This is a genomic window from Dokdonella koreensis DS-123, from assembly GCF_001632775.1.
In the GTDB taxonomy this organism is placed as follows: domain Bacteria; phylum Pseudomonadota; class Gammaproteobacteria; order Xanthomonadales; family Rhodanobacteraceae; genus Dokdonella; species Dokdonella koreensis.
Genome location: NZ_CP015249.1, coordinates 1,255,943 through 1,274,188, shown reverse-complemented (window position 1 = coordinate 1,274,188; position 18,246 = coordinate 1,255,943). Strand labels below are relative to the sequence as shown.

General features: G+C 70.2%; 13 protein-coding genes. 10 read left to right on the top strand and 3 right to left on the bottom strand.

Going from position 1 to position 18,246, the window contains the following annotated elements; translation table 11 throughout:
- Positions 1 to 37 precede the first annotated feature (37 nt).
- A complete protein-coding gene (locus I596_RS04985) occupies positions 38 to 1,777 on the bottom strand; it encodes a PepSY domain-containing protein (RefSeq protein WP_067645029.1) in 1,740 nt (579 codons plus the stop codon).
- Between the two features lie 327 nt (positions 1,778 to 2,104).
- Here I596_RS04985 and metK point away from each other — a divergent pair, with 327 nt between their 5' ends.
- A complete protein-coding gene (gene metK / locus I596_RS04980; RefSeq protein WP_067645025.1) occupies positions 2,105 to 3,304 on the top strand; it encodes a methionine adenosyltransferase in 1,200 nt (399 codons plus the stop codon).
- A gap of 871 nt (positions 3,305 to 4,175) precedes the next feature.
- Here the strand turns inward: metK and I596_RS04975 are convergent.
- Positions 4,176 to 6,641: a S9 family peptidase gene (locus I596_RS04975; RefSeq protein WP_083965741.1), complete on the bottom strand. Its 2,466-nt coding sequence runs from the start codon at positions 6,639 to 6,641 to the stop codon at positions 4,176 to 4,178.
- A gap of 161 nt (positions 6,642 to 6,802) precedes the next feature.
- Here I596_RS04975 and I596_RS04970 point away from each other — a divergent pair, with 161 nt between their 5' ends.
- Positions 6,803 to 7,429, top strand: coding sequence for a CDP-alcohol phosphatidyltransferase family protein (locus I596_RS04970; protein WP_067645022.1), 627 nt, complete (start codon positions 6,803 to 6,805; stop codon positions 7,427 to 7,429).
- Positions 7,430 to 7,477: 48 nt separating this feature from the next.
- Here the strand turns inward: I596_RS04970 and I596_RS04965 are convergent, their stop codons facing one another.
- Positions 7,478 to 8,128: a PepSY domain-containing protein gene (locus I596_RS04965; RefSeq protein WP_067645019.1), complete on the bottom strand. Its 651-nt coding sequence runs from the start codon at positions 8,126 to 8,128 to the stop codon at positions 7,478 to 7,480.
- A 121-nt stretch (positions 8,129 to 8,249) separates the two neighbouring features.
- Between I596_RS04965 and I596_RS18420 the strand changes: the two genes are divergently transcribed.
- The 8 genes from I596_RS18420 to moxJ all read left to right on the top strand — a co-directional run bounded on the left by I596_RS18420 (position 8,250) and on the right by moxJ (position 18,218).
- A complete protein-coding gene (locus I596_RS18420; protein WP_067645016.1) occupies positions 8,250 to 8,951 on the top strand; it encodes a PepSY domain-containing protein in 702 nt (233 codons plus the stop codon).
- A complete protein-coding gene (locus I596_RS04955) occupies positions 8,951 to 9,625 on the top strand; it encodes a response regulator transcription factor (protein ID WP_067645013.1) in 675 nt (224 codons plus the stop codon). The genes I596_RS18420 and I596_RS04955 overlap by 1 nt, the downstream gene beginning before the upstream one ends.
- Positions 9,622 to 10,917, top strand: coding sequence for a sensor histidine kinase (locus tag I596_RS04950; RefSeq protein ID WP_067645010.1), 1,296 nt, complete (start codon positions 9,622 to 9,624; stop codon positions 10,915 to 10,917). The genes I596_RS04955 and I596_RS04950 overlap by 4 nt, the downstream gene beginning before the upstream one ends.
- 132 nt (positions 10,918 to 11,049) lie before the next feature.
- On the top strand, positions 11,050 to 11,604 hold the full coding sequence (locus I596_RS04945) for a DUF3016 domain-containing protein (RefSeq protein ID WP_067645007.1): 555 nt from the start codon (positions 11,050 to 11,052) through the stop codon (positions 11,602 to 11,604).
- A gap of 125 nt (positions 11,605 to 11,729) precedes the next feature.
- Positions 11,730 to 13,220, top strand: coding sequence for a hypothetical protein (locus tag I596_RS04940; RefSeq protein WP_067645004.1), 1,491 nt, complete (start codon positions 11,730 to 11,732; stop codon positions 13,218 to 13,220).
- Between the two features lie 121 nt (positions 13,221 to 13,341).
- A complete protein-coding gene (locus tag I596_RS04935) occupies positions 13,342 to 14,757 on the top strand; it encodes a sigma-54-dependent transcriptional regulator (protein ID WP_067645001.1) in 1,416 nt (471 codons plus the stop codon).
- 685 nt (positions 14,758 to 15,442) lie between these two features.
- Positions 15,443 to 17,302 carry a methanol/ethanol family PQQ-dependent dehydrogenase gene (locus I596_RS04930; protein WP_067644999.1) on the top strand — a complete coding sequence of 620 codons (1,860 nt, stop codon included), beginning with the start codon at positions 15,443 to 15,445 and terminating at the stop codon, positions 17,300 to 17,302.
- Between the two features lie 67 nt (positions 17,303 to 17,369).
- On the top strand, positions 17,370 to 18,218 hold the full coding sequence (gene moxJ, locus I596_RS04925) for a methanol oxidation system protein MoxJ (protein ID WP_067651468.1): 849 nt from the start codon (positions 17,370 to 17,372) through the stop codon (positions 18,216 to 18,218).
- Positions 18,219 to 18,246: the final 28 nt, after the last annotated feature.

The window sequence follows — 18,246 nt, the reverse complement described above, 5'->3', positions numbered from 1 at the left end:
TCGAGAACGGACAGGACTGCCCGTTCTCGACGACCGGCTAGTCGAAGCCGTTGGCGTAGATCTCGTCGGTCACCGTCGGCACCGTGACGTCGTAGGTGCAGCCGCGTGCGCCGGCGGCGTTGCCGGAATTGAACGCGAAGCCGATCTGGTTGATCTGCCCCTGGCTGTAGCCCATCGCGGCGGCGGCGTTGATGACCGCCTGGGCGGCCGTCTTCTGGTTGACGCTGCTGCCGGTGGTCATCGACAGGCCGCGCGCATGCGCCCGGTCCATCGCCTGCCCGCCGATCAGCTCGCGCGCATAGAAGTTGCACGAGGCCCAGTACTGGCCCTGCGCGTGGATGCCGCTGCCGAGGTTACCCGGATAGGTGTGGTTGAGCTGCCAGTTGACGACGCGGCCGGCCCAGAACGAGTTGTGGCCGTCCCAGCTGAACATCCAGTAGTACTGCGGATCGGCCGGCGTCCACTGGCCCGGGAAATCCGCGCTGTAGGCATGCGCGAAATAGTCGCCGACGCCCTCGGACAGGCCCTGCGTCTGCGAGATCGTGCCGGCCAGCCAGTGATGCAGGCCGTGTCCGAGCTCGTGGACGATCACGTCGGCGTCCTCGGCATCGTCCACGCCGCCTTCGCCGAACTGCAGCCGGCGGCTGCCCGGCGTGTAGCTGGAGTTGTCGGCACCACCGGCACCGTGCGGATCGTAGACGACGGCCGTGTTGGACGGATTGGGCACCGCGGTCACGCCGAGCGTCTGGTTGACGTACCGCATGTAGGTGTCGATGTGGTAGTACGTGTTGACGCCCTCGAAGGCGTTGTTATTGCGCGTGAAGTCGAAATTGCTCGAGGCCTGCGTCACGCAGTCGCTGTTCGACGGCGAGGCCCAGTCCAGGCATTGGGCGTAGGTGCCGGACAGGCTGTAGACGCCGCCGCTGAAGGTGATGTCGCGCAGCGTCACCGCCTGCCGCGCAGCCGTCAGCTGCGCCGTGTCGGCATCGTTGCCGTCGGTGTAGCCGGGGCTGTTGTAGGTGCTGCGCGTGGACGAGAGCGGATCGGGATAGAACACCATCGCAGTGCCGTCGGCGTAGGCATTGGTGTCCTCGGCGCGCAGGATCTCGCCGGTCCGGGCGTCGACCAGCACCTCCCAGGCACCGCGCACACCGTCGGCCTGGAGCGTCGTCTGCCAGACCCGGTGCGTCCCCGTCGGCGAACGGAACACCACCGGCCGCGTATCCTCGAACACGATGCGCGCATCGGCCGGCAGGCCCAGGTACTGGCGCGCCGTGGTCACGGCATCGGCCTCGCTGCGCCGCGCGACGATGTCGACCGGCTGCAGGCCGCGCTGGGTGCCGTTGGCGACGAAGATCACCTTGCCGGCGGGCGTGACGCTGACCGCGAGCCAGCTGTCGTATACCGGCAGGCCCTGCAGGGTCTGGTTGAAGCGCACCACCGAGAAGTCATCGCCCAGCCGGACCTCGTGCACGACCAGGTCGTCCAGCTCCGCACGCTGCAGGCCGAGCGCGCCGTGGCGCGCGGCCAGGTATTCCCGCGCCATCTGCTCGGGCGCGGCGCGCTGCGCGGTGTAGCGCGGCGTATGGATCGACAGCGCGGCTCCGTCGCTCAGGTACTGGCCGTCCGTGCCGTCGAGCGGAACTTCCGGTGCAACGACGCCGCGGGTGAGGTCCGTCGGCGGCGTCTGTGGCACGGCCTGCGCCTGCGCGGTTGCGGCGCAGGCCAAGGCGATCAGCAAGGACAAAGGGCGCAGAGCGCCGGGCGTTCGTTTCATCGGCAATGATCTCCAGCTATGCGGAATGGTGTATCAAGTCGGTCCCCCTGCCGGCATATCCCCTCCGGGGACGCCGGCCCCTGGATCATAGTGGCGCCGTCCGGCCGGGGACAGCACCGCGGACGAACGCGCGGCCGGTGCTCCACGCCGGCGCGAAACCCCGGCCGGCGCGGGCCGGACGGTCATGCGCGCGGCCGCGGAACCGTGCGAGTATCCCCAGCGCCGCCCAGCCGGACGGCGCAAGCCCCTCTGCAAACCGGGGCCCACGTGTGTATCATCCGCACCCCATCTACATCCATTCATCCGTATAGAGGGATATTTGCCGCAATGAGCAGCTACCTGTTCACGTCAGAATCGGTGTCCGAGGGCCATCCGGACAAGGTCGCCGACCAGATCTCCGACGCCGTCCTCGACGCCATCCTGACCCAGGACAAGCGTGCCCGCGTTGCCTGCGAAACCCTGGTGAAGACCGGCGTGGCGATCGTCGCCGGCGAGGTCACCACCAGCGCCTGGATCGACCTGGAGGCCCTGGCCCGCAAGGTCATCCTCGACATCGGCTACGACAGCTCGCAGGTCGGCTTCGACGGCGAGACCTGCGGCGTGCTGAACCTGATCGGCAAGCAGTCCCCCGACATCAACCAGGGCGTGGACCGCAAGAAGCCCGAGGAACAGGGTGCCGGCGACCAGGGCCTGATGTTCGGCTACGCGACCAACGAGACCAAGGACTACATGCCGGCGGCGATCTACTACTCGCATCGCCTCGTCGAGCAGCAGGCCAAGGTCCGCAAGAAGAAGAACTCGCCGCTGCCGTGGCTGCGCCCGGACGCCAAGTCCCAGGTCACGCTCCGCTACGAGGACGGCAAGGCGGTCGCGATCGACGCGGTGGTCCTGTCGACCCAGCACGATCCGTCGGTCAGGCAGAAGGACCTGGTCGAGGCCGTCCGCGAGACGATCCTCAAGCCGGTGCTGCCGGCCAAGTGGCTGCACAAGGGCACCAAGTACCACATCAATCCCACCGGCAAGTTCGTGATCGGCGGTCCGGTCGGCGACTGCGGCCTGACCGGCCGCAAGATCATCGTCGACACCTACGGCGGCTGGGCCCGCCACGGCGGCGGCGCGTTCTCCGGCAAGGACCCGTCCAAGGTCGACCGCTCGGCCGCCTATGCGGCGCGCTACGTCGCCAAGAACATCGTCGCCGCCGGCATCGCCGACCGCTGCGAGGTCCAGGTGAGCTATGCGATCGGCGTGGCCGAGCCGACCTCGATCTCGGTGACCACCTTCGGCACCGGCCGGATCGAGGACCACAAGATCGAGAAGCTGATCCGCAAGCATTTCGACCTGCGTCCGTACGGCATCATCAAGATGCTCGACCTGGTCCATCCGATGTACCAGGCGACCGCCAGCTACGGCCATTTCGGCCGCACGCCGCACGAGGTCACGCTGGCCAACGGCGAGCGGTTCACGGCGTTCTCGTGGGAAAAGACCGACCGGGCCGAGGCGCTGCGCGCCGACGCGAAGATCAAGTAACGCTTCGCGGCGACATCGTCGCAATGAAAACGGGGCGCCTCGGCGCCCCGTTTTTTTGGTTCTAGTCGAGGTCCGCCCTCGCTGTGGCTGTGGCTGTGGCTGTGGCTGTGGCTGTGGCTGTCGCTTTCGCTCTCGCTGCTGGCGCCTAAAGCGAGCCGAGCATCGCAGGTCGGCCAGGCCGCAGAGCTGCCCCGTGTCTGAGCGAAGCGAGTTGGGGCGCCGTGCCTGGCCGGCCGAGAAGCGCAGGGGACCGGCGCGGCGCAGCCGTGCCGGCTCGCGCCGGCGACGACGGTTTTGGTTACTTTTGCCAAGACAAAGAATTTCCAGGAGAAATTCTTGACGTCGCGCAGCGACGGCCCGAAGGGCGGCCGCCATGGATGGCGGGCTGCAAAAGTGACCCGCGCGCGCAGCGTGCGGAAGCTGTTGCTCTGATCTTCTGCCGTGGTTATCTGGTGAGGATTGCTGGCACAGAAAAGAGCAACAGCAACATCAAGAGCTTTCGTCCGCTGCGCGGCCGAGTCCCTTTTTGCGGCAGCCATCCCTGGCCGCCGCCCTCCGGGCCATCGCTGACGCGATGTCAAAAATGTCTCCCGGACATTTTTTGACGGGCCAAAAGGAACCAAAAGCCCTCTCGCCCGGCGCAAGCCGATCCGGCTGCGCCGGATCGGTTCCCTGCACTTCTCGGGCGACGAGGCACGGCGCCTCAACTCGCTTCGCTCAAACACGGGGCGCCTCTGCGGCCTCATCGCCCTCCTGCTCGGCTTGCTTTAGGGCTACAAAAGCCAAAAGCCCGAGCAGGAGCCACAGCAAGAGCAGCGGCACGAGCAGAATGATCTCGCAAACGGACGAGAACCTCTGCTGCTGCGCCGCGCTACGGCGAAGCCCCTGCCCCGCGCGGCGCGGCGTTCTTGACGTAGCGCTCGAGCCAGCGGTCGGTCTCCGCCAGCATGTGCAGGACCGATTCGCGGGCGCGGTAGCCGTGGCTCTCGTTGGGCAGCATCACCAACCGCGCGGTGCCGCCGAGCCCCTTGATCGCCGCGAACAGGCGCTCGCTCTGGACCGGGAAGGTGCCGGGGTTGTTGTCCTGCTCGCCGTGGATCAGCAGCAGCGGATCCTTGATCCGGTCGGCGTAGTTGAACGGCGACATCGCCTGGTAGACCGGCTGCGCCTGCCAGTAGCTGCGCTCCTCGGCCTGGAAGCCGAACGGCGTCAGGCTGCGGTTGTAGGCACCGCTGCGGGCGATGCCGGCGCGGAACAGCCGCGTATGCGCGAGCAGGTTGGCGGTCATGAAGGCGCCGTAGGAATGGCCGCCGATCGCGATCCGGTCGCGGTCGGCCACGCCACGGCGGACCACCTCGTCGATCGCCGCCTGGGCACCGGCGATCAGCTGCGGGATGTAGGTGTCGTTGGGCTCGGCATCGCCCTCGCCGACGATCGGCATCGACGGATCGTCCAGCACGGCATAGCCACGCGCCAGGAATGCCTGCGGACCCCAGTAGCTGATGAAGTTGAAGCGGTACGGCGAATCGGTGACCTGGCCGGCCGCACTGGCCGATTTGAACTCCTGCGGATAGGCCCACATCAGCAGCGGCAGCGGACCGTCGCGACGCGCGTCGTAGCCCGGCGGCAGGTACAGCGTTCCGGTGAGGTCCACGCCGTCCTTGCGTGCGTAGCGGATCTGCTCCTTCCTGACGTTCTTCAACTGCGGCGTCGGGTGCGCGAAATGCGTCAGCGCCACCGGCGCGCGGCGGCCGCTGCGGATCATGTAGTTGGCCGGTTCGGTCGGCGACTCGCGCGTGACAAGCAGCCGCTCGCCACGCGCGTCGAGCAGGGCCTGCGGCCGCTCGTAGTACGGCGCCTGCGAATGGAACAAGCGGGTCTTGCGGCCATCGTCCAGGTCCAGGCGATCGACGAACGGACGGTCGCCTTCGGGCGAGGCGCCGTCGCCGATCAGGAACAGCGCGCGACCGCCCTCGGCCAGCAGCAGGCGCGGGTTGCCGGCGGCATCGGCGACCGTCACCGGCGTGCCCGGATCGTTGTAGCGGTCCTCGAACGAACCTTCGCGCAGCAGGCGCGGCGCGGTGTCGGGCGCATCGGGCGCGACGCGCCATTGCCGGATCGCCCGGCTCTTCCACCAGTACTCGTCGATCAGCGCGAGCTGGCCGTCGCCCCAGGTGGCACCGCCGTAGCGCAGGCCCAGCCGCGCCAGCACGACCGGCGCACGGTCGAACGGGGCGGCCTGCATCAGGACATCGTCACGGACCTCGGCCTCGCGTGCGGGATCGCCGCCGTCCCGGGCCTCGGCCCAGACCAGGGTCGCCGGCGCATCGCTGCGCCAGTCGATCGAGCGCACGCCCTCGCGCACGGCGTCGTTGCCGACCGGCAGGCCCTCGACCAGCGGCAGGGCGGCGACCGCATGGACGAGTGCGCCGTCGCGGCCGAGCACCTCGATACGGCGCGGGAAGCTGTTCACCGGAACGAGGTACGAGAACGGTCGCTCCGCGCGCTGGGCGAGCACGTAGCGGCCGTCCGGCGACGGCGATGCCGACAGCCACAACGCCGGCGCGCCGAGTCGCTCGACGCGTCCGGCCAGGTCGACGCGTGCCAGCTGCGAGCGCAGGTAGTGCTCGAACACGCGCGCGTCACCTTCGTTGCGCAGCAGGTCCTGGTAGGTGCGGATCTGCTTGACGCCGCTGCCGGTCGCGGTCTCCTGCACGGCCGGGCCGACCGGCGTGGTGTCCGGTGCGGGCGCCGCGCCCTGCCCCTCCGGCTGCAGGTGCACGAGCAGGCCGCTGCTGTCGGGCAGCCAGGTGTAGCCGCGGCCGGCCACCGTGTTGAGCCCACTGGCGAGCCGCCGGGCGGCGCGCGCCGGCACGTCGACCAGCCACAGCTCGTTGGCGCCGGTCGCGGCATCGACCCGGTTGAACGCCAGGTGGCGCTGGTCCGGCGACCACTGCACCCCGACGATTCCCAGCGGGGCCGGCAGGCCGGCCAGACGGATCTCCTTGCGCGTGCCGACGTCGAGCAGCCACAGGTCGGCGCCGAACGAGAACCGGCTCTGCGCATAGGCACGCGGATTGATGCGCAAGCCGGCGAGCTTGAGCTCCGGCTGCGCCACCACGTCGATGCCCGGCAGCGACGGCACCTGCATCAGGGCGGCCAGGTCGCGTTGCGGGCCCAGGAACAGCTGCGGCGGTCGCGCCGCATCGACGATGGCCTGCAGCTCCGGGGCCGGCAGCGCGTAGCGCTGCGGCGCCGTGCCGTCCTGCGCCGCGGCGCCCAGGGTCCAGGCCAGCAGCCACGCCGTCGTCCACCCTCGCACGGTGTTCGCTCTCATCTCGATCTCCAACTGGTCACGATGGGGCGGCGGCCGCACCCGCGGCTGCCGATCGGCCGAGCATGGCAGCCGCCGGGGCCACCGGCCTGTGCCGTTGGTCGCCCGTGCCGGCGGTACCGGCGGCACGCCGGGACCGGCCGCGGTCGGCTAGGATCGGCACCATGAACGACACCACCAACCGCAGGCCGCTGGCTTCGCGCGGCAGCCGCTGGGCCCGGGCGCTGAGTACCGCACTGGCGCGCAGCGCGATCACGCCGAACCAGATCTCCGTCGCGAGCATCGCCTTCGCCGCCGCCGGCGCGGCCCTGCTGCTGGCATGGCCGACACCGCCCGGCCTGGTGCTGTGCGCGCTCTGCGTGCAGCTGCGGCTGCTGTGCAACCTGCTCGACGGCATGGTGGCGATCGAAGGCGGCAAGTCCTCGCCACTGGGCGCGCTCTACAACGAATTTCCCGACCGCATCGCCGACTCGCTGCTGATCGTGGCGCTGGGCCACGCCGCGCTGATGCCCTGGCTCGGCTGGCTCGGCGCGCTGCTGGCGGCCCTCACCGCCTACATCCGCACCACCGGCGGCAGCCTCGGGCTGGCGCAGGATTTCCGCGGCCCGATGGCCAAGCCGCACCGGATGGCGGTGCTGACCGTGGCCTGCCTCGCCGGCGCGCTGGAGAGCCTGGCCGGCGACACGCGCTACGCCCTGCTCGCTGCCGCGGCGGTGATCGCCGCCGGCTCGGCCCTGACCTGCGTCACGCGCACGCACGCTCTGGCCAGGCAGCTGCGCACGCGCGGCTGAATGTCGTGCACACGGACGGGCCGGCCTCGCGGCCGGCCCGCCGGCTGCCTAGTCGCGTTCCTCGTGCACGACCTCGCCGGTCACCGGATCGATCCGCAGCTCGACCCGCACACCGGCCGCATTGGTGGCGTCCGCTTCCCAGTAGCCGTCGTCGAATTCCAGGTTGCGGATGTTGCGGTAGCCCGCGGCCGCCAGGCGTTCGAGGATCTGGGCGGCGCTCAGCCCACCGGCCACCGGGCCGCCTTCGACACGCTCCTCGACGATCGCGCCCGTCCAGCCGTGGATGCGCAGCTCGACGCGCCGCCCGGCGGGATTGCGCGCATCGGCCTCCCAGAAGCCGTCGTCGAACTCGAGGTCCCGGATGGCGCTGTAGCCGGCCGCTTCCAGCCGCTGGCGCACCGTGGCGGCCGTCAGCGGCGCGGCGGCGCCGGTGCCGCCCGTCGCGTGCAATGCACCGGTGGCGGCGTCCAGCACCAGGTCGACCCGCGCGCCGGCGGCGGAGGTCGCCTCGGCGGTCCAGTAGCCGTGCGCGAGCGTCAGGTCGTAGACCGCGAAGTAGCCGGCCTCGTCGAAACGCAGGAGCGCGTCGGGCGCGCCGCCGGTGACCGGTCCTTCGGCCGGTGCCTCGGCGGCCGCGGCAGGGAGCGCGGTGGCGCCGGCCAGCGCCAGCGCGAGCAGAAGGGGCTTGATGGCATGCATGGGGAGAGTTCCGATGATTTCCGGCCGATCGCCGGCCGACGCACGATCGCGTCGTGGGCCTAAACCGGTTTTGACGGTATCGTTCACGATGCATTTACGCCCGCATCCGGAGCATCCGCGCATGCTGCGCCCCCTCCTGCTGATTGCCCTGTATGCCTTCGTCCCGGCGCACGCCGGTGAGCACGATGCCGTGCGCCGCGCCGTCGAGGCCGGCGAGATCCGGCCGCTGGCCGAGATCCTGGCCACCGTGCAGGCCCGCTATCCGGGCCGCATCCTCGACGTCGAGATCGACCGCGCGCGCGACGGCCGGCGCGTCTACGACATCGAGCTGCTCGATGCCGACGGCCGCAAGATCGAGGTCAGCGTCGATGCCGCCACCGGCGCCCTCATCGAGCCGGAGACCGTCGGCGTCGATGCGCTGCTGCCGTTGTCGCAGATCCTGCGCGCGGTGCTGGCCGACCATCCCGGGCAGATCGTCGACGTCGAGCTGGAACGCGACCGCGAGGACCGTGCCGTGTACGAGGTCGAGCTGCTGACCGCCGACGGCCGCACGCTGGAGCTGGTCATCGACGCCCGCAGCGGCCAGCCGCTCGACGACGGCAGCCACGGCCACCCGGCCGGCGAACCCCTCCGGCCGCTGCCCGACATCCTCGACCAGCTGCGTGCGAGCCATCCCGGCACGGTGGTCGAGGTCGAGCTGGAACGCGACCGCGCCGGCCGCCGCTACTACGAGATCGACATCCGCGACGCCGACGGCCGCACGCTGGAGCTGCGCATCGACGCCGTCACCGGCGTGATCCTGCACGAAGGCGAAGCGGACTGATGCGGGTACTGCTGGTCGAGGACGACGCGGCGCTGGCCGAGCGCCTGCGCGAGGTGCTGCAGGCGGCGGGCCTGCTGGTGGAAATCGCCACCGACGGCCGCCAGGCGGCCTTCCTCGGCTGCACGGAAGACTACGATGCGGCCGTGCTCGACCTCGGCCTGCCGGGCCAGGACGGCATCTCGGTGCTGCATCACTGGCGTGAGCAGGGCCGCGACCTGCCGGTGCTGATCCTGACCGCGCGCGGCCGCTGGAGCGACAAGCTGGCCGGCTTCGGCGCCGGAGCCGACGACTACCTGACCAAGCCGCTGCAGCTGGAGGAAATCGTGCTGCGCCTGCGCGCGCTGGTGCGCCGCGCACGCGGCCACGCCGATCCGGTACTGCGGGTCGGCACGCTGGAGTTCGACACGGTCACCTCGCGCTTCGCGCTCGACGGACGCACGCTGGCGTTCACCGCGCAGGAACAGCGCATCCTGGCGTACCTGATGCACCGGCCGGACCAGGTCGTCAGTCGCAGCGAGATCGGCGAGCACGTCTACGCCCGCGACCTGGAGCCCGATTCCAACACCGTAGACGTCCTGATCGGCCGCATCCGGCGCAAGCTCGGCCGGCCGCTGATCCGCACCGAGCGCGGGCTGGGCTTTCGCCTCAGCGCGGACGACCGCGCGCGCGGATGAAGCGCCCCGGCCTCGGTGCGCGGCTGCTGCTGCTCGGCCTCCTGGCCGCCCTGCTGGTCGCCGGTATCGGCGGCTGGCTGCTGCGCGCGAACATGCACGCGATCCTGCTGCGCGGCTTCGAACAGCGCCTGGCCGAGCATGCCGACCGCATCGCCGCACGCCTGCACGCGGCCGGCGGCGGTCGGATCGTCCACGAGGAGCCGCGGGCTGCCGACGACTTCGGCCGGATCTTCTCCGGCTGGTACTGGCAACTGGCCTACGCCGACCAGCGGCTGCATTCGCGCTCGCTCTGGGACGCCGACCTGCCCACCCCGCCACCGGCCGGCGGCCTGCTGCGCGTGGCCGGGCCGCGCGGCGAGCCGCTGCTCGGCCTGGCCCGGCCGCTGCGTTTCGACGCGGTGCAGGGCACGCTGTACGTGTTCGGCCCGGCCGAGGAGATCGATCGCGAGCGGCGCGGCCTGGACCGGCTGCTGGCCGGTACCCTGGCCGGCCTCCTGGTCGCGCTGGCACTGGCCACCCTGGTCCAGGTGCGGCTCGGCCTGCATCCGCTCAGGCGGCTGCGCGAGGCGGTCACGGCGGTCCAGACCGGCCACGCCGAGCGCGTCGGCGCCGGCTTCGGCCCGGACCTGGACCCGCTGGCCCACGAACTCGATGCCGTGCTGGAACGCAACGCGCGCGTGACCGCGCGGGCGCGCAGCCATGCCGCCGACCTGGCGCACGCGCTGAAGAAGCCGCTGGCGTTGATCGCCACCGACACCGCGGCGGGCGATACGCGCCTCGCGGCCGAGGTGCGGACGATGACCCAGCTGATCGACCGCCATCTGGCGCGCGCCGGCAGCGGCGCTGGCGACCGGCGCCGGATCCCGGTGGCCGCGCGCATCGGCGCGCTGATCGAGCTGATGCGGCGCCTGCACGCCGATCGCGGCCTGGACTGGCGCCTGCGTGTGCCCACGGATCTGCACTGGCGCGGCGAACCCACCGATCTGGACGAGATGCTCGGCAACCTGCTCGACAATGCCGGCAAGTGGGCACGGTCCCGTATCGAGGTCACCGCCGAGGCCGACGACGCGGCCGGCGGCTTGCGGGTGACGATCGACGACGACGGCAACGGCCTGACGCCGGCCCAGATCGCCCAGGCCACGCGCCGCGGCCGCCGGTTCGACGAGACCGTCGAAGGCTCGGGCCTTGGGCTGGCCATCACCGCCGACATCGCCGAGACCTACGGCGGCCGCCAGGTGCTGGAAGCGAGCCCGCTCGGCGGCCTGCGCGTACGCCTGTCCCTGCCCGGGTGAACGATGGCGCCGGGCGGACCGGCACCGGCTGCAACGCTGCGGTGCCCACGGACGTCCTTGTCTGCAGGCAAACGGGCCGTCATCTGCGATCATCGACGGGCCGTTCCGCGCCGATCCACCCGAGGTACCGCCATGAACGCCAGACAACGTCTTCTCCCCCTCCTGCTCGCCGCGGTCGCGGCAGCCACCGCCGGTGCGGCCCTGGCCGCGACACCGGCACCGCCAGCCGGCCCGGCCTCGCGCATCGAGGTCACCTGGAATGCCCCGGACGAGCTGTCCGAGGTCCGCCAGTCCATCCGCGCGCAGCGCCAGCCGCCGCAGGACTGGCTGGAAACGCTCGCCGACCACCTGCGCCGGCGCGCCGACCGGCTGCTGCCACCCGGCGAGCGCCTGCAGGTGACGATCACCGACATCAAGCTGGCCGGCGACTTCGAGCCGTGGCATGGCCCGCAGTACGACGACGTGCGGTTCGTCAAGGAGATCTACCCGCCACGTATCGACCTGCACTACCGCCTGCTCGCCGAGGACGGCTCCACGCTGCGCGAAGGCGACAGCAAGCTGCGCGACCCGGCCTTCCTGACCCGCAGCGCGGCCGGCAGCAGCGACGGCCTGCGCTACGAGAAGCGCCTGCTGGACGACTGGCTGCGCCGCGAATTCGGCCGTCAGCGGGCCGCCGCCAGCCGCTGATCGCCGCCCCGGATCGGCCCCGCTCGAATCCGGGGCCGATTGCGAGGATACTGTGACGAGGCGCACAGTCCGGCAGGGGGTGTCGTGACGACGAGGGCGCCCGCCTTGGCGGAGGATCGTCTCGAATGCAGTCCGTACCGGTTTCGCATCGCCTGCTCGGCGTCTTGTTCACCGGCGCCGGCATGGCGCTCGCCCTTCCCGTCGCCGCCGCCTGGTCCACCGACCCGGCACTGAACCTGCCCCTGGCCGATCGCGCCGGCGAGGAAGTCCAGGCCAAGATCCTGCCGCGCAGCGACGGCGGCTTCTACGTCAGCTGGTTCGACAACACCGACGGCGGCTACGACCTGCGCCTGCAGCGGCTGGACGTCGACGGCAACGAGCTGTGGCCGCACGGTGGCCTGCGCATCGCCGATCGCAGCTACAGCTCGACGACCGACTACGGCTTCGACGTCGATGCCGCCGGCGATGCCCTGCTGTCGTTCCAATGCTGCACCCAGGGTGCCGGCGACGAGCGCATCGTCGTCGCCAAGGTCAGCGCCGCCGGCAACCTGGCCTGGGGCGCCGGCGGGATCGCGGTCTCCACGCTCGGCGAGGGCGCCGTGGTCTCCTATGTGACCGCCACCGCCGACGGCGGCGCGGTCGCCGCCTGGGTGAACGACGCCGGCCAGGGGCGCCTGCAGAAGCTCGACACCGGTGGCGCGCCGCTGTGGACCGCACAGGGCGTCACCCTGCCGGGACCGGCGAGCGGCTTGAAGTTCCTGTCCGACGTCAAGGGCGCCGGCGCGGGCGATGCCATCGTCGCCTGGAGCAACCAGTCCGGCGCGACGCGGATCCTGCGCGCGCAGAAGCTGGCATCCGCCGACGGCGCCGTGCTCTGGGGCACCGACGGCGTGCGGGTGGCGGACGTCGGCAACCTGCAGGCCGGCTACTTCCCGAAGATCATCGCCGACGGCGCCGGCGGCGCGGTGTTCGCCTACTACGACATCAGCGGCGTCGCGTTCAACGTCCGCGTGCAGCACCTGGATGCGGCCGGCAACCGGCTGTTCGGCAACGACGGTGCGCTGGCCACGACCGACGCCAGCAAGGGGCACTTCGCGCCCAGCGCCAGCTACGACCCGGCGACCGGCACCACGCACCTGATCTGGATCGACGGCACCACGATCAACCAGCAAAGCTACGACGGGCTCTACGCCCAGCGCATCGACGCCGCCGGCCTGCGCCAATGGGGCGATGCCGGCCGCGAGCTGGTACCGATGACGATCTCGACCGACGGCGCCCACGCGCTGTCGCAGCTGGTGGCGCTGCCGGCGCCCGGCGGCCTGCTGGCCAGCTGGGTCACCGGCAACACCGCGGTCGCCGCCAACCCGATCTCCAGCGTGCGGCTGGACGCCGCCGGCAGCCTGGTCTGGCCCGCCGTCGTGCACGTCAAGGACCGCCCCACGCGCACCTCGCGCCTGGCCGGCGCCACCAGCACCGCCGGCTACGCCGCCCTGGTCTGGAGCGACGGCATCGGCAACGACAGCGCCACCCAGGACGTGCTGGCCCAGAACCTGAGCTACGCCGGCCAGCTCGGACCGGTCAGCGACACGCTCTTCACCGACGGCTTCGATCCGTAGCCGCCGCCGCCAAAGCGCCCGCAGCGAAGCGACCGCCGCCCTAGCATCCGTCATACACTTTTGCCATGCGGATCGTCACCCTTTAACCTTGCCCCCTGGCTCGCACCGCCCTCCTGGAAGCATGAGCAAGCAACTTGCACTGGTCATAGACGACGAACGCGACATTCGCGAACTCCTGACGTTGACGCTCGGCCGCATGGGTCTGGTGGTCGACACGGCGGCCAATGTCGCCGAAGCGCGCCAGCGCCTGTCCGAGACGCGCTACACGCTGTGCTTCACCGACATGCGGCTCCCGGATGGCTCGGGCCAGGACATCGTCGAGTTCGTCGCCGGCCAGTACCCGGAAACGCCGATCGCGATGATCACCGCCTACGGCAACGTCGACGCCGCGGTCAATGCGCTCAAGGCCGGCGCGTTCGATTTCGTCTCCAAGCCGGTCGACATCAACGTGCTGCGCCGCCTGGTGCAGACCGCGCTGAAGCTCGGCGAGACCAAGCGCGCCGAGCAGGTCGCGAGCGGCAGCAAGCTGATCGGCGAATCGGCGCCGATGCAGGAGCTGCGCGCGACGATCGCCAAGATCGCGCGCAGCCAGGCCCCGGTCTACATCGCCGGCGAGTCGGGCGTCGGCAAGGAGCTGGTGGCGCGCCTGATCCACGAGCTGGGTCCGCGCTCGGCCACACCGTTCGTGCCGGTCAACTGCGGCGCGATCCCGTCGGAGCTGATGGAGAGCGAGTTCTTCGGCCACAAGAAGGGCAGCTTCACCGGTGCCCACGCCGACAAGGACGGCCTGTTCCAGGCCGCCCACGGCGGCACGCTGTTCCTCGACGAGGTGGCCGAGCTGCCGGTCCACATGCAGGTCAAGCTGCTGCGCGTGATCCAGGAAAAGGCGGTGCGCCCGATCGGTGCGCGCGCCGAGGTTCCGGTCGACGTGCGCATCCTGTCGGCCACGCACAAGAACCTCGCGCGCATGGTCGACCTCGGCGCGTTCCGCCAGGACCTGTTCTATCGCATCAACGTCATCGAGCTGCGCGTGCCGCCGCTGCGCGAGCGGCGCGGCGACATCCCGCTGCTGGCCGGCCGCGTGCTCGAACGCCTGGCCCGCGACAGCGGCGGTGCACCCGCCCGCCTCGGCGAGGACGCGGCCGCGGCACTGATGACCTACGAGTTCCCCGGCAACGTGCGCGAGCTGGAGAACGTGCTCGAACGCGCCGTCGCCCTGTGCGAGGACAACGTCATCGCCGCGGCCGACCTGCGGCTGATCCCGGCGCAGGCCGGCGGCAGCGGTGAACCGGCGGCCGCGCCACCCGCTGATGCCCCTGCCGGACGACCGGCGCCGCCGCCGTTCGCGTCGGCACCTCCGCAGCCGCTGCCGGACGCCGCGTTCAACGACCTGGCCGCCGCCGTCGCCGAGACCGAGCGAGCGGCGATCATGAAGGCACTGGAAGCCACGCGCTGGAACCGCACCGCGGCGGCGCGCCACCTCGGCCTGACCCTGCGCCAGCTGCGCTACCGCCTCGAGAAGCTCGGCATCGAATAGCGCCCGCCCGGCGGCCGGCATCGGACGCCCCGCCGCGACACACCGGGCGCGCGATCGCGATGCGTCCGGCATCCGGTCGCGCAGCCTGCGTGGCCCCCGTGTCCTCCACATCGCCACGCCTTTCGTTCGTTCGCCGCGCATCGGCGTTGAAGTCACCTCCGTTGCACGTGCGCGCTGCGCACCACTGACAGATGTGCGATGCCGGCGTTGTGCGCGTCGGACTACGCATCGCGCGCCGGCAGAGGCCGATCGCCGGCCGTGCATCGCACCCGTCGAGTCTCATCGCCGCCGCTGCGAAAAACAGGGATTTTTTCCTGACTACAGGGGAAAAAATCCTGACGCGTTGCGCCGCCGACAGGCGTTCGCGAGACCTGCAACGGGTCTGCGCAGCACGCAACGTGCAGCGGCATCGTCGATGACGTGTAGCGAAAGTGGCGCAGTCATGTGCCACGGGAGTGGCAACGCCGGCCGAAGCCATGACGCAATCACCGGATGCGTCGCGCGAACGACCGATCACGAAACGACATGATGTCCCGCCGTTTGCGCACGACAGCCTGCGGTTGGCCCGCTTCCTGCTCTTCCTATTACCCGCACCAGCCCGTCGAACACCATCGATGCGTGGTCGCGCTTTCGCGAAAGCGCTTGTGCAGCACGGCATCCCAACCAACAAGCATCCGGAGGGGTCATGAGGAAAGTCCTGTTATCGGCAACGGCACTGGCGACGGCGATCGCATCGACGCTGGCGCTGGCCAACGACAAGCTCGTCCAGCTCTCGCAGAGCGAAGAGAACTGGGTGATGACCGGCAAGAACTACAACGCCAACAACTACAGCAAGGCGACCCAGATCAACGAAAAGAACGTCAAGCAGCTGCGACCGGCCTGGACCTTCTCCACCGGCGTGCTCAACGGCCACGAGGGAACACCGCTGGTCGTCAACGGCACGATGTACATCCATTCGCCGTTCCCGAACCTCACCTTCGCGCTGGACCTGGACAACCCCACGCGCATCAAGTGGATGGACAAGCCCAAGCAGAACGCCGCGGCACGCGCGGTCGCCTGCTGCGACGTCGTCAACCGCGGCCTGGCCTACTGGCCCGGCGACGGCAAGGTACCGCCGCTGATCTTCAAGACCCAGCTCGACGGCCACATCGTCGCGCTCGACGCCACCACCGGCGCGGTCCACTGGAAGCTCGAGAACTCCGACATCCGCGTCGGCTCGACGCTCACCATCGCGCCGTACGTGGTCAAGGACTACGTCATCGTCGGCTCCTCCGGCGCCGAACTCGGCGTGCGCGGCTACCTGACCGCCTACGACGTCAAGACCGGCGAGCAGAAGTGGCGCGCCTACGCCACCGGCCCCGACGACGAGCTGCGCCTGGCCAAGGACTTCAACAGCGCCAACCCGCACTACGGCCAGTTCGGTCTGGGCCTCAAGACCTGGGAAGGCGACGCCTGGAAGATCGGCGGCGGCACCAACTGGGGCTGGTACGCGTTCGATCCGGGCACCAACCTGATCTACTTCGGCAGCGGCAACCCGGCGCCCTGGAACGAGACGATGCGCCCGGGCGACAACAAGTGGACGATGACGATCTGGGGCCGCAACGTCGACAACGGCGAGGCCAAGTTCGGCTACCAGAAGACGCCGCACGACGAATGGGACTACGCCGGCGTCAACGTCATGATGCTGTCCGAGCAGACCGACAAGGCCGGCAAGAAGCGCAAGCTGCTGACCCATCCGGACCGCAACGGCATCATCTACACGCTCGACCGCGAGAACGGCGACCTCGTCTCCGCCGACAAGCTCGACGACACCGTCAACTGGGTCAAGAGCGTGGACCTCAAGACCGGCCTGCCGCTGCGCGATCCGGAGTTCGCCACGCGCATGGACCACAACGGGCGCGACATCTGTCCCTCGGCGATGGGCTACCACAACCAGGGTCACGACTCGTACAACCCGGAGAAGCAGACCTTCTTCCTCGGCATCAACCACATCTGCATGGACTGGGAGCCGTTCATGCTGCCCTACCGCGCGGGCCAGTTCTTCGTCGGCGCGACGCTGAACATGTACCCAGGCCCGAAGGGTGATCGCCAGAACTACGAGGGCCTGGGCCAGATCAAGGCCTACAACGCGATCACCGGCGAGTACAAGTGGGACAAGATGGAGCGCTTCGCGGTCTGGGGCGGCACGCTGGCCACCGCCGGCAACCTAGTGTTCTACGGCACGCTCGACGGCTTCATCAAGGCACGCCATGCCGACACCGGCGACCTGCTGTGGAAGTTCAAGCTGCCGTCCGGCGTGATCGGCCATCCGATGACCTACACGCACAAGGGCACGCAGTACGTGGCGATCTTCTACGGCGTCGGCGGCTGGCCCGGCATCGGCCTGGTGCAGGACCTGGAGGACCCGACGGCCGGTCTCGGCGCGGTCGGCGCGTTCAAGAAGCTCGCCAACTACACGCAGATGGGCGGCGGCATCATGGTGTTCTCGCTCGACGGCAAGGGGCCGTACGACGACCTCAGCCTCGGCGAATACGCCAGCAACTGAAAGCCGGGCGCGGGGCGTCAGCGCACGCCCCGCGCCTTTCCGAGCCCACGGCCCGATGGAGTCACCGATGCCTTTTCCACTGCAAACCCGCCTGCCCCGCGCCTTCCGGATCGCCGGCTGCCTGCTGCTCGGACTCGTTCCGCTGCAGGCCGCCGCCGCGCCGGCCGAACTTCGCATCTGCGCCTCGGAGATCGAGGCCCCCTATTCGTACAAGGACGGCAGCGGCTTCGAGAACCGCATCGCCGAAGTGGTCGCCGCCCAGATGGGCCGCAAGGCGACCTTCGTCTGGTCGCCGCGCGCGGCCATCTACCTGGTGCGCGACGCCCTCGACAAGAACGAGTGCGACGTCGTCATGGGCCTGGACACCGGCGACGAGCGCGTCCTGACCACGCGGCCGTACTACCGGGCCGGCTACGTCCTGGTCACGCGCGCGGACCGGGAACTGGAGATCGGCTCCTGGAGCGATCCGCGCCTGGCCGCCATGGGCTCGATCGCGATGGGCTTCGCCTCGTCCGCCGAGGCGATGATGAAGAAGATCGGCAAGTACGAGGACAACGCCAACTACGTCTACTCGCTGGTCGACTTCAAGTCGCGCCGCAACCAGTACCTGCGCGTGGACCCGGCCCGGATGGTCAACGAGGTCGCGCAGGGCAAGGCCGACGCGGCGATCGCGTTCGCGCCGGAAGTCGCCCGCTACGTGAAGGCCTCGACGATACCGCTGCACATGCAGACCGTCCCGGCCGACGACACCGGTGCCGGCGAGCCGATCCCGTTCCAGTTCGACCAGTCGATGGCGGTGCGCAAGGGCGACCAGGCGCTGCTCGACGCACTCAACGACGCGCTGGTCAAGGCGGCGCCGCAGATCCGCAAGGTGCTCGGCGACGAAGGCATCCCGTTCATCCCGGCCGCCTCGTAAGGCAAGACCCACAACGCACATCCGGACC